At 42.6% G+C, this 17,346-nt stretch carries 13 protein-coding genes; 6 read left to right on the top strand and 7 right to left on the bottom strand.

The window, feature by feature from the left end; genetic code table 11:
• Positions 1 to 4: 4 nt before the first annotated feature.
• Positions 5 to 1,075 carry a hypothetical protein gene (locus M2470_RS12415; RefSeq protein WP_280745281.1) on the top strand — a complete coding sequence of 357 codons (1,071 nt, stop codon included), beginning with the start codon at positions 5 to 7 and terminating at the stop codon, positions 1,073 to 1,075.
• A 5-nt stretch (positions 1,076 to 1,080) separates the two neighbouring features.
• On the opposite strand, the gene M2470_RS12410 is transcribed toward M2470_RS12415, so the two are convergent.
• Positions 1,081 to 2,268 (bottom strand): lipase family protein, encoded by a 1,188-nt coding sequence (locus tag M2470_RS12410; protein WP_280745282.1) that lies wholly within the window; start codon positions 2,266 to 2,268, stop codon positions 1,081 to 1,083.
• A 56-nt stretch (positions 2,269 to 2,324) separates the two neighbouring features.
• Between M2470_RS12410 and M2470_RS12405 the strand changes: the two genes are divergently transcribed.
• Complete coding sequence (locus M2470_RS12405; RefSeq protein WP_280745283.1) at positions 2,325 to 3,662, top strand: MATE family efflux transporter; 1,338 nt, start codon at positions 2,325 to 2,327, stop codon at positions 3,660 to 3,662.
• On the opposite strand, the gene M2470_RS12400 is transcribed toward M2470_RS12405, so the two are convergent.
• Positions 3,659 to 4,837, bottom strand: coding sequence for a DUF6383 domain-containing protein (locus M2470_RS12400; RefSeq protein WP_280745284.1), 1,179 nt, complete (start codon positions 4,835 to 4,837; stop codon positions 3,659 to 3,661). The two genes, M2470_RS12405 and M2470_RS12400, sit on opposite strands and share 4 nt — an antisense overlap.
• 387 nt (positions 4,838 to 5,224) lie before the next feature.
• On the opposite strand from M2470_RS12400, the gene M2470_RS12395 reads away from it, so the two are divergent.
• The 3 genes from M2470_RS12395 to M2470_RS12385 are packed head-to-tail and all read left to right on the top strand — an operon-like array spanning position 5,225 to position 9,439.
• Positions 5,225 to 7,399, top strand: coding sequence for a S9 family peptidase (locus M2470_RS12395; protein ID WP_280745285.1), 2,175 nt, complete (start codon positions 5,225 to 5,227; stop codon positions 7,397 to 7,399).
• Positions 7,400 to 8,245 carry a lipoyl synthase gene (lipA, locus tag M2470_RS12390; RefSeq protein WP_280745286.1) on the top strand — a complete coding sequence of 282 codons (846 nt, stop codon included), beginning with the start codon at positions 7,400 to 7,402 and terminating at the stop codon, positions 8,243 to 8,245.
• A gap of 51 nt (positions 8,246 to 8,296) precedes the next feature.
• A complete protein-coding gene (locus M2470_RS12385) occupies positions 8,297 to 9,439 on the top strand; it encodes a hypothetical protein (RefSeq protein ID WP_280745287.1) in 1,143 nt (380 codons plus the stop codon).
• A gap of 13 nt (positions 9,440 to 9,452) precedes the next feature.
• Here the strand turns inward: M2470_RS12385 and M2470_RS12380 are convergent, their stop codons facing one another.
• Positions 9,453 to 9,947, bottom strand: coding sequence for a metallophosphoesterase family protein (locus M2470_RS12380; protein ID WP_280745288.1), 495 nt, complete (start codon positions 9,945 to 9,947; stop codon positions 9,453 to 9,455).
• A 52-nt stretch (positions 9,948 to 9,999) separates the two neighbouring features.
• Between M2470_RS12380 and M2470_RS12375 the strand changes: the two genes are divergently transcribed.
• Entirely contained in the window at positions 10,000 to 12,081 is a 2,082-nt protein-coding gene (locus M2470_RS12375) for an RNA degradosome polyphosphate kinase (protein WP_280745289.1), read from the top strand.
• Positions 12,082 to 12,083: 2 nt separating this feature from the next.
• On the opposite strand, the gene M2470_RS12370 is transcribed toward M2470_RS12375, so the two are convergent.
• The 4 genes from M2470_RS12370 to M2470_RS12355 all read right to left on the bottom strand — a co-directional run bounded on the left by M2470_RS12370 (position 12,084) and on the right by M2470_RS12355 (position 17,343).
• Positions 12,084 to 13,256, bottom strand: coding sequence for an MFS transporter (locus M2470_RS12370; RefSeq protein WP_280745290.1), 1,173 nt, complete (start codon positions 13,254 to 13,256; stop codon positions 12,084 to 12,086).
• 132 nt (positions 13,257 to 13,388) lie between these two features.
• Entirely contained in the window at positions 13,389 to 14,180 is a 792-nt protein-coding gene (locus M2470_RS12365) for a DUF1080 domain-containing protein (RefSeq protein ID WP_280745291.1), read from the bottom strand.
• A gap of 37 nt (positions 14,181 to 14,217) precedes the next feature.
• Positions 14,218 to 15,753 (bottom strand): Gfo/Idh/MocA family oxidoreductase, encoded by a 1,536-nt coding sequence (locus tag M2470_RS12360; protein WP_280745292.1) that lies wholly within the window; start codon positions 15,751 to 15,753, stop codon positions 14,218 to 14,220.
• A gap of 24 nt (positions 15,754 to 15,777) precedes the next feature.
• Positions 15,778 to 17,343: a RagB/SusD family nutrient uptake outer membrane protein gene (locus tag M2470_RS12355; protein WP_280745293.1), complete on the bottom strand. Its 1,566-nt coding sequence runs from the start codon at positions 17,341 to 17,343 to the stop codon at positions 15,778 to 15,780.
• Positions 17,344 to 17,346: the final 3 nt, after the last annotated feature.

The following is a 17,346-nucleotide window of genomic DNA, read 5'->3' as shown; positions in this document are numbered from 1 at the left end:
TCGCATGAGAAAAATGAATCTCTGGATATTTGCATTTTTGCTTTTATCCCTCTTCACTCTTTGTCAGAACAAGCAAACGGTGCAAACCGATTCGAAAGAAACGGAAGCAGCAATAGACTTCGAAGAGCCTATTGATTATGCTGAGCTGGAAGCATCGGATAATGAACGTTCCTATACAATAGAAGGGCCTAATGGTTCACGAATCGTTCGAGAAACAGGTTACGGTCCTCAGAACGAGTCGGTAGAAATACATGCTGCCGATGGCCATCCGTTGGGTGTTGCTGCCAGGTGTTCCGAATGTATTGGTTTTTCTGTTATCCGATATGAATATGATTCTTCCGGCGACTTAACAGGATTTACGACACGCCAATTATCCCGTAACTTCGATAAAGAGAATAATGATGAACTTGACTATAAAGAGAATGACTTCGACGAAGCTGTAGCTTTTGTCTTCCGTACAGAAAAAAGAAAGGACGAATACATACACTATGTCTTTAAAAAAGACGAACAAGGACGAATCATCCGTGTGTACGACCCGAAAAGCGACCGTTGCATCGATGCACCCGATAATTTTCATATTCAATGCGAGATTGTTCCCTGCCAAAGCTTTTGGGTAAGCGACATAGACGGAGGAAAATATCTATTAGAATTCAAGCTTGTCCCGAATACGGAAAGGTCTGACGATTACGAACTGTTCGTTTACCATTTTTACGATATCTACCAACGCAGCATATACAAGAAAGGTCTCGTTGTAAGCAATACATTATACAATTACGAAGGGAAAGCCGAGAAAAGTATCACCCTAAAAACCGAAGGGCAGAAACACATTTATAAGGGAGTGTTTTATGACACAGTCTTTACATATATCTGGGAAGATGGAAAGCCGGTTGAATATACCGAATACAGCGAATGGAATACGCCACTTTACAGAAAGACATATACACTATCTGACGACAGGAAGAAGTATCTGATCAAATGTTATAAAATCAATTACTCGACAAAGGAACTTTCCTTCGCGGAAGAAGAGACATCCCCTGTCAGTGACTATATAGAATCCGACATAATGAGTATTTAACAAGCCTACATCAGTCTCGTCAGCAAGTAGAGATAATACGTGATAGCTGTTTCTTTATGGCCCGAATTGGTTGAAATAAGTTCCACCTTACTACCTTTTGCCTGGAAGGAATCATAGGCGTTTTGGGCACAGAAGTAGGGTACTACATCATCATTCTTCCCATGCACTAACAAGATAGGTGCTTTCGGTGCCCAGTTGATTAGGCTGTTTTTATCCAGAGATGTATATATTTTCTTGAATTCGCTATTCATACCTTCCTTGTATAAGTCCGGATGAATAAATGTACGAACCGTATGCGAAAGCTTTTGATTTATCTCATCAGTATTGTATTTCTTGCTGTTTACCCATTCATCATAATTGGAAAGCAAAGGTTCTATAAACACTTTGGAATAGTCCAGATTCAGTCCGTCTCCGTAATCCATTCCTATGATTGTTAAAGGAAGCGAGCAAGGGTAAGCAACCGTTTCTTCCTTTGCAAAACCATCGAATATAGCAGCCAGGTCATACGCACCTCCTCCGGCTATTACCGAGTGTATCTTTACATCAGAAGGATACTTTTCTTCTGCCATCTTCTGCACAGCTAAAGCTGCGGCTCCACCTTGAGAGTAGCCGGCAATATACAGATTTCCAGGCAGCGACTGTTCCTTCATCTCCATATACTCGTGAACAGCGAATAGCATATCCAAAGATACCTGAGCCGTACTTTCAATATGCAGGTACGGATGCCTCAAAGATTCTGTTGAGCCAAAGCCAATATAGTCTGGCGCAATAACCAGGTAATCATACAACGAGAGAGCCGTCTCAACAATACACATCTGTCTGGAAGGTGCCTCATTTGCGGCTGAAATAGTAAAATGCTCTGCCAGAACAACACCTTTGGGGGTACGGGAAGAAGGATATGATATAATGCCGGATGCTATAACAGACTTGCCTTGCGGGTCTACCGTATGATATTTGATTACTTCTACCGTCACATCTACATCCGGGAAATTGACCGGAATACTTTCTCCGGGAGCAAAATCCAGCACATCAGCTATTAATTCTTTACTTGTATATTGTTTGGATTCGCCTGTAGATTCAAAATAAATATGCGAATAAGGAGGTTCTATAGACGGATCATCACCACAAGCTATCAGCAAGCTTAAAAACGCAACAAAAAACAGGGAGGTAAGGATTTCTACTTTCTTCATCATTCCGCAAAGTTAGAAAAAATATTCCTATTTTTGCAGCGACTTAGAAACAAAGGAGCATGCAGGGTACAAAGGATTTAACAAACGGACCGATCAGGAAACAGCTATTTAATCTGGCCATGCCGATCATGGGAACTTCTTTTGTTCAGATGGCGTATAGCCTGACCGACATGGCCTGGGTAGGTCGTTTGGGCAGTGAGTCGGTTGCTGCCATCGGAGCCGTAGGTATTCTTACCTGGATGACAAGTTCTATCGCCCTACTGACTAAAGTAGGCTCGGAAGTAAGCGTAGCACAAAGCATTGGAGCCCGGAACGACGAAGACGCCCGGAATTTCTCATCACATAATCTGACCATCGGACTACTCATAGCCCTTTGCTGGGGTACTATCCTTTTCACACTAGCCTACCCTATTATCAAACTGTATAAGCTGGATCCTGCTATTACGCATGACGCTGTGTCGTACCTGCGTATCATTTGCATGGCTTTTCCTTTTGTTTTTATGTCTTACTCCTTTACCGGTATACACAATGCCGCCGGATTAAGCAAAATACCTTTTTACATCAACGGCTTAGGTTTGATCTTCAACATGCTACTGGATCCCTTATTCATCTTCGGATTCGGCTGGGGAACAGACGGAGCAGCCTGCGCTACCTGGATATCACAAGGGGTTGTATTCGGGTGTTTTGTCTATCAATTAAAATACAGGAATAAGCTATTGGGCGGTTTTGCATTCTTCACCAGGATACAAAAGAGGTATGCCAAAAGAATTGTCCAACTGGGACTTCCCGCTGCCCTGTTAAACACCATCTTTGCCTTTATCAATCTGGTAATGGGACGAACAGCCTCTACATACGGAGGACACCTCGGACTGATGACACTAACCACCGGCGGACAAATAGAAGCCATCGCCTGGAATACATCCCAAGGCTTCAGCACAGCCCTCAGCGCTTTCACAGCTCAGAACTACGCAGCCCGCAAGCACGAACGAATCACCGGAGCATTCCGTACCACATTGGTTATGACCTCTATTGTGGGTATATTATGCGCTTTATTATTCATCTTTTGGGGTAGCGAAATATTTTCCCTGATCGTCCCCGAACCTGAAGCCTACAGAGCCGGTGGCATATTCCTCCGGATAGACGGCTACTCCATGCCTCTCATGATGTTAGAGATCACCACTCAAGGACTGTTTTACGGCTCAGGACGCACAGTCCCACCAGCCATCATCAGCATCACCTTCAACACACTGCGCATCCCCCTGGCCATCCTCCTCTCGGCAGCCGGATTAGGTGTAGCCGGCGTATGGTGGGCCATCAGCATCAGCAGCATGCTCAAAGGCCTCACCTCCTACATCTGGTTCCGTCTCCTCCAAAAAAGGATTCTGAGAGTTTCTTAAGGTTTCACAGCAACCTTTGTTGCACTTTCACCTTCTACAAACACGATTGCAATACCTGGGGAAAGTGGAATAAAGTAGTTGTCTGAAAGAATTTGCCTGTTTGTTATTTGTTGGCCTAATATATTACTTATTATTACTCTTTTTCCTTCTGCATTCTTAATTATAATTCCGCCATTTTGAGTATATATATTGGTATTTTTTCTCACAGAAGGTTTCTCTGCATCGACAGCATTATATTCTGTGCCTTGCTCAAAATCAAACAATTCAGCAGACATTTTCGCCGTTTCCATATCTATTTTATCTGTCATAATAGGCAGATGATTCTTTTGAGCTAAAAAATGACCTTTTCTTAAAGCAATTTCCGGTTCGTCTTTTTCATCATCAAATGTAGATTCTATCATAAAGACTCTATTATAATCTTTCGCATACAATCGAAATTGAAAAACCATACTTTTTCTACTTATCGAATTATCTTTTTGCTTTGATCCATAACGAATATTCTCACCTAAATAGTGTTTGTCGTCTTCATTTATAGATTCATATAGTAATTCAGGAATAATATCTTTTGCAGCTAAAGCATATACCGGACTATTGGACCTAATCACATAAAACGTGTCTCCCAAGTGAACACCGTCAACGAAAGCCATACGAGTTTGTTTTTCAGAAAAGTAAGAGAGCTTTGTTTCATAATCTTTATTTCCTGCATCTATCGAATCTTGCGAATTAAACATCCACATCGCTCGAACTAATTGAGTATTTCCTATCTTTATAATATCCGGTCTTACAGCAATCATATACTGGGGCATTTCCGTTCCATTACGCACATAAGCAGTATCTATAAAAAAAGTATATGAGAAATCATTAGATTCTGAATATGAGGAAGAATTTTCCACACCAACAAAACTGATATTTTTATTATTAAGACTATCTCTGTAATTATTATCTTTTGAGTAATAAGGACTATTTTCAAATAAATAACGATAACCTGCACCATCAAAGATTTCCATCTTCAACCATAAAGGTGAATTCGTTGCATCACCAAAATATTCTGTTACCTGTCCGTATTGTCCACCATCTAATCTTCTGTATTTGGGCACTTCTTGTGCATATGCATTTTCAGCAAAAAAGAGAGAAACAAAGATTCCGACAATAAGAAAGTAAATATTTTTTTTCATAATCGATGGATTAATGTGTAATTGATATTTCGTCTTTAATCTGCGTAAAGATATCTTATTTTCTTTCATCTCCAAACAAAAAACACATATAAGGAATAATGGTAATAAAATGCATACGTGTGTTTTTGAAAACGCATACGTGCGATTCGCAAAACGCATGGGTGCTTTTTACAAATCGCATGCATGCGTTTTTTATATCACATTAATAGATTAATAATCAACCATATACGTATTTGCATTATTTAGAGTGCACTTCTATGGAAATAAATACAATAAGTGGGATTATTCATATCGTTTGGATTTGCGGTTATGAACCAGGGGTTGCTCTCTTGTCTGATAAAGGATTAATATTAACTTTGCGTTTCAAAGACAATTAATTTTGCATTTATGAAACAAACGGTCATTAGCTTGCTGTTTTCTCTTGTCGTAGTGGGGAGTTCTTTCGCACAGAACGGGAGTAAACGGATTGAACTGAAAGATATAACAGATGGTAAATTTCGCCAGACTACGGCGATTGGAGAGATGCGTTCTCTGCCGGATGGAGAGCATTATACGGCGATGAATAAAGAACGTACTATGATTATCAAATACGCATATCGTACGGGTAATCCGGTAGATACATTATTCTACACGAAGAAAGCTCGCGAATGTACGTTTGACGATTTCGACGGATACGCAATATGTAATACCGGACACCAGATTATCGTTTGGCGGGATACGGAACGCATCTATCGTCATTCCTTCAGGGCCGATGTATTTCACTATGATGTACGCCGCAATTACGTAAAGCCGTTGTCGGATGAAAAAGGAAAGCTGATGATCCCTACATTCTCTCCCGACGGACGAATGTGTGCTTTTGTAAGGGATAATAACATCTGGATCAAGAAGTTTGATTTTGACACGGAGGTACAGGTCACAAAAGACGGCGAGATAAACAAAATACTGAATGGTATCACTGATTGGGTATACGAAGAAGAATTCAGAGCTACAAACCTGATGGCCTGGTCGCCCGACAGCGAAGTACTGGCTTATGTACGCTTCGACGAAAGTAATGTGCCCGAAATGTCTATGCAAATCTATGGTGATGGGCTCTATCCAAGCTATTACAATTTTAAATATCCGAAGGCCGGTGAGCCAAACTCAAAAGTGACACTTCATTCGTACAGTGTAGCGACAAAAGATATTAAAGAACTGAAAGTACCGGTAGAAAGTGACAGCTATATACCACGCATCCTTTTCACGGAGAATCCGGATCAACTGGCTGTTATGACACTGAATCGCCATCAGAACGGTTTCAATATGTATTATGTGAATCCCAAAAGTGGTGTTTCGCGCCTGATTCTGAAAGAAAATAATCAGGCATATATTGACTCTGACTGGTTATACTCTATTCATTTCTGTAAAGATGGTTTCACCTATGTAAGTGAACAGGATGGGTATGCGCATGTGTATCTGTATTCGCCTACAGGAGTCATGCTGCGACAGATAACCAGCGGCAACTGGGATGTAACAAAACTGTATGGCTACAATCAAGCCACACAGACCGCCTTTTATGAATCGGCAGAAGAAAGTCCTTTGCGTCGTGCCGTTTATATGGTAGATGCCAAAGGGAAAAAGACAAAGCTATCAGCAGCAGAGGGTACGAACAGTGCCGTTTTCAGCGATAATTTTGCCTATTATGTAAATACATTCTCTAATGCTTCTACACCGGCGGTTATTAGCGTTAATGAAACTAAATCGGGGAAGGTATTACGTACTTTACTGGACAATGCACGTCTGAAGGAACAGTTGAACGCTTACGCCTTCTCTCCTAAAGAGTTTATTAAAATACATACGGCATCTGATTATGAACTGAATGCCTGGATGGTTAAACCCGTTAATTTCGACCCGAACAAGAAATACCCGGTATTGATGATTCAATACAGCGGCCCTAATTCGCAACAGGTAGTAGACCGCTACGCGCTGGATTGGGAGCAATACCTGGCAAGCAACGGCTTTATCGTAGTAAGCGTAGACGGGCGAGGTACCGGAGCCAGAGGAGAGGCCTTCCGCAAATGCACTTATCTGAAGATGGGAGTATTGGAAGCTAAAGACCAGGCCGAAGCTGCAAGGGAATTAGGTAAGCTACCCTATATAGACAAAGACCGTATCGCCATATGGGGATGGAGCTTTGGAGGTTATACTACGTTGATGGCGATGAGCACCGGCAACGGAGCATTCAAAGCCGGTATTGCCGTAGCCCCTCCTACCGATTGGAAATATTACGATACCGTATATACCGAACGTTTCATGCGTACGCCGAAAGAAAACTTCGAAGGATATGCAGCTACGTCGCCCATTCGTCTGGCTAAAAACCTGCAAGGCAAGCTACTGCTTGTACATGGAACAGCCGACGACAATGTGCATTTTGCCCAAAGCATGGAATATGCCGAAGCATTGGTACAGGCTAACAAGCAATTTGAAATGCACCTATACAAGGATCGTAATCATAGCATTTCCGGGGGGAATACACGCTATCACCTGTATACCCGGATGGCCGATTTCTTATTCAAAAACTTATAAATGGCAGAACATATCAGAAAGCCGGAATGGTTAAAGATCCGGCTGGGCGGAAACGACCGTTTTACGCAAACTAAAAGTATTGTAGAATCACATTGTCTCCACACCATATGCACCAGTGGCAAATGCCCGAATATGGGAGAATGCTGGAGCAGAGGTACAGCCACCTTTATGATTGGCGGAGAGATCTGCACCCGCTCGTGCCGGTTTTGCAATACCCTGACAGGCAAACCTCTCCCACTGGACGCAGAGGAGCCCTCCAGAGTAGCCGAAAGCATCCGGCTAATGGGATTGAAACATGCAGTAGTAACCTCCGTAGACCGTGACGACTTAGCGGACATGGGTGCCACCCATTGGGCTCATACCATCCAGGCAATTAAAGAAACAAACCCCAACACAACCATTGAAGTACTGATCCCTGATTTTCAAGGCCGCTTAGACTTGGTAGACTTGGTTATCCAGGCCTCTCCGGAAATCATCTCCCATAATATGGAAACTGTCCGGCGCATTTCTCCCGGCATCCGCAGTGCAGCCAAGTATGACGTAAGCCTGTCTGTATTGAAGCACATTGCCCAAAGCGGAACAACCGCCAAGAGCGGTATAATGGTGGGCTTGGGAGAAACAGAAGAGGAAGTACACGAACTGATGGACGATGTACTGGCAGCCGGAGTTTCGGTATTAACCATCGGCCAGTACCTGCAACCATCGAGAAAGAATATACCGGTATCAGCTTACATAACACCACAGCAGTTCGAACAATATAAAGAAACCGCTTTACAAAAAGGATTCAGGATGGTAGAAAGCGCCCCTTTGGTGCGTTCGTCATACCATGCAGAAAAACACGCTTAAAAATAAAACTTTCGACAATGTAATTTGTTGTATTAAAGGAACGCTTAACATATGGAGAAAGATAGCAAACAGTATATGGATAAAATGCAGAAAATATTAAACAATCAGGCCTTAGGGTTATTTCCCCTGTTGGTAGCTATGTTCTTGGATATTTTCTATTCTTACAAAATAGCTTTCACAGCAGGCATATCCCTTTGTTTTATAGGCTTTTTAACTCTTTTCCTTTTACGAAAAGAGCATTATAACCTGTTTCTGCTTATACCAACGACTCTGACGTTGATCCTCTATTCTTTCTTTTTCTTTTTTGATCTGAAATCCTTTTTAAACGACTATTCCCCTTTGGTAGCCGAGATATTACTGGTAGTACTATTGGCATTCATTGGTTTTTCCAAGCGAGGACTAATCACCGGAGTTAAGAAATCGTCTCTGCCAATGCATACGCGCAATCAAACGCGCCATACATTAAACGAAGCGTACTTTATAGCACAAGTCATACAGAATCTATATACATTACACCTTTTTGTCATTTTGATGTATATTCATCTTCCGGAATCATCCCCTCAGGCCGATGCACTTCTGTATACCTATCTTGGGGTGATTATCCTTGCATTGGTGATCATTTACGGTCAGATACGTACTCATATGATGAACAGGAATCTAAAGAAAGAAGTATGGCTACCCGTACTGGGTGAAAAAGGACAGGTTATTGGCAGTATGGCACGCTCTGTCAGTCGCTCTTCTTCAAAAAAATACTATCATCCTATTGTGCGCGTAGCCGTTATATACAATGGTATGCTATACCTTACAAGACGAGATAAAAGCGAATATGTATCTCCTGAGTTACTGGATTATCCGCTTTACAAATACGTATTATTCCATCATAACATAGAGAGCACGCTACAAGAGACATTGGGAGAGCTAAGCAAAGACTCGTCTATCACCCCTCGCTTGATGATCCGCTACACCTTCGAGAATGATAATGCAAAACATTTAGTCTCTCTGTATACGATCCGGCTTCAGAGCGAAGAACAACTCCGCCAATTTGCAGACGGAAAACTTTGGACTCCTAAGCAAATACAAGACAATATAAGCGCAGGAGTTTTCAGTGAATACTTTGAAAAGGAATTTCCTTATCTGCAAAATACGATTCTGTTAGCAGAAAGCGTATGCAACAATAATGGAGAAGTTAAATAATACGTCAAGCCCTTTATCGAAAGCCTAGCTCTATTACTTCCAGGTCTTTAATACTTCCACTATCCAGTGCAAAACGTAACAAGGTGCGCACCTGGTGAAAACCGCTCTTTCCGGCTGCTCCGGGATTCATATACAAGCATTCCAGATTCTTATCATATTGCACTTTTAGTATGTGTGAATGTCCGGCTATGAACAGTTTAGGGCGGGTATCATAAAGTTCTTTCCGTATAGACGGTTCATAGCGCCCAGGGTATCCGCCTATATGTGTCATCATTACAGATACGCCTTCAACAGTAAAATGTGCAATTTTAGTGTATTGGCGGCGAAGTGTTTGCCCGTCTATATTCCCATAGACAGCCCGTAGCGGCTTTAACAATTCCAGCTTAGCCGCTAAAATGTCGGATCCTATATCCCCGGCATGCCATATTTCATCACATGCGCCAAAGTATTCATTATACTTGTCATCCCAATATCCATGCGTATCCGAAAGAAGACCGACTTTTATCATAAGATTTCTTTTATTGTGCAAAAGTACCTATATTTACCCAGCTAAAAAAGAGATGACAGACTACTTGTACAGATACTTTGAACGCGATATCAGTTGGCTATCATTCAACTATCGCGTGTTGCTGGAAGCTGAGGACGAAAGTCTCCCTATTTATGAAAGGATACGCTTCTTGGCTATATATTCGTCCAACCTGGAAGAATTTTATGAGATCCGCGTAGCCGAGCACCGGGGGATCATCATGAAAAAGAAATTCGCCGAAGAAACAGACACGAATGCCGAAGGGATACTATCGGAAATTACCAATGAAGTAAACCGCCAGCAAAGGGAATATTATCGTATCTTCTCAGAGATGATATTGCCGGAGCTGAAGCGCCGGAATATTCACTTGTATCAAGACAGCCAGCCACTACCCTTCCACGAAGAGTTTGTCAGAGACTTTTTCAACGAAGAAGTATTCCCCTTTCTCTCTCCTGTCATGATTCAGACCGGAGAAATTAAGACTTTTATCAGAGACCGGAGGCTCTACCTGATTATCCGTATGATGAAAAAGAGCAAACGCGTAAACGACCCGGATTATACGCCTACCTATCATTATGCGCTGATGAAGATTCCGTTTGCCAAAGTTCCCCGCTTCATAGAGCTACCGGAACAGGACGGAAAATACTACATCATGTTTATCGACGACATAATCAGAGCCAATCTGTCAACCGTCTTCCCTGGCTACATTATAGACAGCTGCTACAGCATCAAGATATCAAGGGATGCCGATATCTACCTTGAAGATGTAAAAGGTTCGGATATAGCTGAAAATATTCGCAAGAAAGTAAACAAGCGCAAGATTGGCGACCTGAGCCGCTTTATGTATGACAAGGATATGCCCGACGACTTTCTGGCATTCGTATGTGAAGCCTTCGGCATAGGAACGGAAGACCTAGTCATTGGTGGCCGCTACCTGAACTTGCAGGATCTGAGCAAACTACCCAACCCCGGAGGGAAAGAACTGGAGCAGAAAACACCTGTTCCGATGCGCGTTCCGTTCTTAGACGAGATGGGCTCGGTATTCCGGGCCGTAAAAAAGAAGGACATTATGCTACACTTCCCCTACCAGTCATTCGATTATCCGATACGTCTATTGATGGAAGCTGCCTTTGATCCCAAAGTAAATGAAATAAAAATCACTCAATACCGGGTAGCTGAAAACTCAGCTGTAATCAACACCCTGATAAGCGCTGCTCAAAACGGTAAAAAAGTGACAGTTTTTGTTGAACTGAAAGCCCGCTTCGACGAAGAAAACAACTTACGTACCGCCGAACGAATGGAGCAAGCCGGAATACAGATCATACACAGCATTCCCGGCTTGAAAGTACATGCCAAAGTAGCCATGATCCTGCGCAAAGATGCGGAAGATGGAACAAAACGCCGCGACTTTGCCTACCTGAGCACCGGCAACTTCAATGAAAAGACAGCAAAAGCATACTCAGACATGGCTTTATTGACCTCCAACCCTGAGTTCATCGCCGATATAAGCAAGGTATTTGCCGTCCTTGAAGGAAAGTTTGCCTCTCCTACCTTCCGCCATTTGTTGGTCGCTCAGTTCAATATGGTTCCCGAACTAAAGCGGATGATCCGGCGCGAAATAGAACATGCAAAGGCCGGTCGCAGAGGGCGTATCGTTTTAAAGATGAACGGTCTGCAAGACCGCGACATGATCAACGAGCTATACCATGCCAGCGAAAACGGCGTAGAAATAGACCTGATCGTACGTGGAATCTGTTGCCTCGTACCCAATCAGCCATACAGCAAAAACATACGTATCACCCGCATTGTAGACATGTTCCTCGAACATGCACGTATCTGGTATTTTTACAATAACGGAGAGGAAGACCTCTACCTCACCTCTGCCGACTGGATGAGACGCAACCTGAACCGCCGCATAGAAACCGCATTCCCGATATTAGTACCGGAAACCAAAAAGGAAATCATCAACATCCTCGAAATACAACTAAAAGACAACGTAAAAGCCTGCTTCATCGACGAACACCTCAACAACAACTTCAAACACGACAACAACCCCATAAAGACCCGCTCACAAGTTGCCATCTACGAATATCTCCTCTCCCTGTCAGGAAAGTAGACTTATAAAATCGTTTTGTTTTTAACAAGCGGTTTGGCCCAAAAAGAAATGCTGAGGATATAAGCCAGTGTAATAAGAAGGATGAGCATGGAAAAACGCAAGCCTACCATATCACCTATCCAACCTATTAAAAAAGGCATCAGCGCACCTCCGAAAATACCTGTACAAAGGATTCCGGAAAAAGCCCCATGATATTTTTCAACGGAATTAAGCGCCAGTGAAAAAATAATGGAAAACATGATAGAAATGGAAAATCCGCAACAGGGAAAGGCTATAACAGCCACTGATGCAGGAGCAAACAATGCAGCACAAAGATTGATGATAGCTATAATGGCAAAGATGCGTAACATGATTTTCGAATCGATCAACTTTACGATTATCAAACCCAACAGGCATCCTACAGTCATAAGTCCCCAAAACCAGGCTACAACGGTAGCACCCATACCTTCGGGGCTTATACCGTGATAAATATTCAGGAATTGACTCATCCAGTTAGCAATCCCCTGTTCTGTACCTACGTATGAGATAATTCCCAGGAAGTAGAGAATCACATATTTGTTTTTAAGCAAATCCTTGTAGTTTTGAAGCGTACCTGCCTTTTCATTTTCTTTTAATACGACTTTCGGAAACTTTACACTGCCTATAATGATAAGCATTAAAGCAAATACGACAGTGAATATCAGATACATCGAACTCCATGGATAATTTCGGTGTAATAATCCCGTCAAAACAAAAGGGCTGACAAAAGAAGCTCCTCCGAACACAATTTGTGCGAGAACGGCATTAAATGCATAATTCCTTTCACCTCCTGCTTCACGCATCAACGGAAGTATAACTACCTGTAACATGGCCATCCCTAAACCGATGATAAATAACGAAGAAAGTACAATCCCGTATGTCGGAAATAACACAAAAAACAAAGCTCCACAAAAAGCAAAGCCAAAGGCTATCAACAATGAAACTTTTCCGCCGTACCGCTCAATAATTATCCCGGCAGGAATAGACATAACACCGTATGCGAGAAAGAAAGAAAAGGGAAGAAACGAAGCTAAGGTAAGGCTTAACTGAAAATCAGAGATGACCATAGGCAGCATGGGCCCGATGATATTGGTAACAAAGGATATAACAAACCAAATGCTTAAGATTAACAGAAGTATAAAATTATTCTTTTTCATGTTGATAAATTTAAATCCCACAACTGTAGAACTTATGTTCAACAACTGTTGAATTCATGTTCTACATATGTTGAACATGTGTTCTACAATTGTGGGACGATATTCGCTCTAATTATCAATAATATGTTAGTCTTATAATTCTTTGATACGAATATTCCGGAATGCGAGTCCGTATCCATGATCTTGCAGACCGATATAACCCGGTTCTTTTCCGGCATTGAGCATTAATTCGTAAGCAGCAGGTTCTTTTTCGGGATCGTTACTGGCTATACCGAATTTACTCTTGTCTACCAACGCTTTCCATACAGGTGTTCCCAATTGATATTCCAGAATTTGCACATCATTCAGGTAATGGATAACGCGCATATTGTACACTACGATTCTTGTTTTATTCCAGGTATCGTAAGGATTACAAGATTGCGGAATGGGCGGAATCATGTCGTACACAGCACCAGCCTGGCGATTTCCACCAACACCTTCCCATGCGTCCGGCATATTCACATTGTCTAGCAACTGATATTCAGGGCTTGAATAATAAATAGGCTTACCTTCTATTTCCTGCGCCGTATAGAATATACCACTATTGCCTGCTTTGCCAACTCTCCATTCGATTTCGAATACAAAGTTCTTGAATTTCCGGTCGTAAATCAGGTCTGCACCTTCCATGCTTGTAGCGCTTATTGCACTGAATGTAATGATACCGTCTTCTACTTTCCAGCCACCAGGGACTTCCTTCTTTCCGTATCCCCGCCATCCATTGAGGGTTTTACCGTCAAACATAGTAATCCATTCTCCACCTTCGGGTATTCCGTTGTCCGGGCAAGGAGTAGTTGAAGTAGCCTGCTGAGATGAAGTACCACCTGAGCACGACAGCATAATTAACGATATCAAGACAGAAACTGTACTACATACTATTCTTTTCATTTCGATATATTTTTTAAAATTAAAAATGATACATAATTTACAATTTGAGATCTTCCCAACCTTTACGGTAGGTACGTTTTACGAATTGGTTGGCCGCTTCGAAATTGGTAATCCGCATATTTTCACCATCCCATAGATAGGTAATATTTCGTCCCGGATAAGTATATGCATTCTCCATTTCGCCATATACGACATCCGTTCTGGAAATTTTTTCACGGATATTATAGCCTCTCAATATCAGGTTACCCATAAGCACAGCTTCGGTTAACGGACCGGCATAGCCTTCGAAAGGCGACTCCACTTCTGCTTTATCGTAACCGGCGATACACGAATCAATCCACGACCAATAATGTCCGTCATGCTCTCCCGGTATTCTTTTGTACTTTTCAGGGATGTTTACATCTTTTGCAAAAAGAGGCTTTTTACTTCCATCGTTCACCCACAGACGCGGGTCAGAACCACCCCATCCACAGGATACTTTTCCTTTGGTTCCCACAAATACGGTAGCACCTTCAATATCCAACGGATCAAGGTCGCCCATAGCGTGAGTCAGATCTAGGTTCGGATCTACTTCGTCAAAACGTTCGGGCATGATGCCACCATCCATCCATACCAAATCCAATACTTTTCCGTTTTTCTGCGGGAATTTGTATCGAATGGAACAGGCTACCGGCCCACTCTCGGGATAATATGCTTCTTTAAATATACCGTCGTATACGGTGCTTACACTGCAAGAGATTTCCGTCGGATAACCTAGTTCCAACAACTTAAACGGCGGCCCGATGATATGACATCCCATATCACCCAGAGCACCCGTTCCGAATTGCCACCAACCGCGCCAGTTGAAAGGAACCAAGTTCTCGATATAATCTACATGTTCTGCAGTTCCCAGCCACAAATCCCAATTAAGTTCCTTGGGTACAGAGGCTTTTTCCTTCGGCCAGGGGATTCCTTGCGGCCATACCGGACGGTTAGTCCAGCAGTATACTTTGGTGATATCACCGATCAAATCCGCTTCAAACCATTCTTTCATGGTTTTCATCCCATTACACGAATTACCCTGATCACCCATTTGAGTCACTACTTTATACTTCTTCGCGGCTTGCGTTAAAATACGCGCTTCGTAGATATCGTGCGACAATGGCTTTTGCAGATACACATGCTTGCCCATGCGCATTGCATTAAAGGCCTGGATAGCATGGTTATGATCGGGAGTAGAAATACAAACAGCATCGAAATTTTTGCTTTCTTTGTCGTACATTTCACGCCAATCATGATAATACGGTGCTTTAGGGTATTTCTTTCGGGCATCAGCAGACTGTCTGTCGTCTACATCGCACAAGAAGGCTGCTACCGCATTTTTCTTAGGGTTTCTCATGAGCGAATCGAGGTCGGGAGCTCCCATACCTCCACAGCCTATTTTTGCTATGTATAATTTATCACTGGGTGCTACGTGTCCCAATCCCGAGATGGTGAAGCTTGGGAGAATAGTTAAGGCTGCCGCACCAGTTGCAGCCTTTCCAATAAACGATCTCCTTGAAATAAGCGGAGACAGATGATCTTTGTTTTCCATATTTCTGATGACTAATTAATATTATTAAAACGGAGGATATCCCGGATTTTGTTTCAAATTATTATTATCCCTCCATGCATCAAGAGGAATGGGTAACAACTTACGGTATTCTTCCGTTACATGAGGTTTCCATTGGTTAGGACGAGTAAAGGTTCCGAACCGAATCATATCCTGGCGAGCACCGAATTCGAAGGCCAGTTCAAAGCGACGTTCGTTTTCAATATCGGCAAGTGTAACGGAACTGAAGTTATGATCAGAATCAGCAAAAGCACGTTCGCGTATAATGTTTACCAGACTGGTAGCTTCAGCTATATTGCCACCCATACGAACAAGCGCTTCCGCCTTCATTAAATATACATCTGCCAAACGGAAGATATGCATGTCATTCTCCATGAATGTATTCTGCATTCCTTTTTGGAATTCCCACTTTTGAATACGGGCTCCGTCTTCCTGGAACACTTCACCCCAGCCAGCCGGATACGATCCACCTCCCTCTGTTCCGGGAACAATCGTATATTCAACATGATGGATAAGGGGGTGTCCGGCAGTACCTGTTTGCAATACTTCGCCGGTTGCCGGATCAAGCATGGGGCCTGTAAGGAAGGTAGCTTCCTTCCGTCTGTCGGCATCGTCAAATGCATTTACAAATGCGGTCTGAGCACTAACACCGTTCCACATATCTCCTGCAAAACCAAGTGCGATGGGATCAAGATAGTGAAGAGTGTAATAATGAATGGCATTATACCCATTATCCCAATCATCCTGATCACTGAAACAAACGGACAAAATAGCTTCACGCGAAACCTCGTTCCTTACAATAAAGTTTGTCCTCCAGTCGGGTTCAATGACGTAGTTTAATGCCATCACTTCGTTACACGCATCTACAACACCTTGCCAGTTGGGAGTACCCGTCCAGACCTCTGCATTTAGATACATTTTTGCAAGCAACGTATACCCTGCTCCTTTCGTAAATTTACCATAACTGGCATCAGACACATCGCTACGAAGATCCGGAATGATTTCAAGTAGCTCCGAAACAACAAAGTCATACACTTCCTTTCTTGATTTAGTGGTCGGCAGACTGGTATCCTTAAAATCGGTAACAATGGGGACATTACCGAACCAATCTACTAAGACGTAATACCAATAAGCCCTGAGCCCACGGAGTTCACCAAGGGTTTGCGCCTTTAATTCAGGCGTCATCAGTTCGTTAGGCTCTACCAGGTCTATGATGGAATTTATGGTCGTAATACCCTTCATGCAAGGATTCCATAAGCCAGGTATTACCCAGTTTTCGGGAGTCCATGTATGCATGGTTTGTTCCATATATACACCACCGTCCCACCAGTCGCCACCTATTCGCGTAGGAGCGATAAGTGCATCGGCCGTAAGGTTGTCCCATCCCCACAATTGGTCGTAGGATGCCACGTATTTCAATGTTTTATATGACGGTCCGATGATGGATGTTATCTCTTCAGCTGTTGAACCAAATTCATCGTACGGTAATTTATCATACACCTTTTCACCCAAATCGGTACATGAAGCAAGCGCTATCTGTACTAATGCTGTATAAAATAATAACTTTTTCATTTG

It is taken from the genome of Parabacteroides sp. PH5-46 (assembly GCF_029892785.1).
Lineage (GTDB): Bacteria > Bacteroidota > Bacteroidia > Bacteroidales > Tannerellaceae > DFXE01.
Note: the sequence above shows the minus strand (reverse complement) of the source record. Positions and strands in the feature narration are given on the sequence as shown.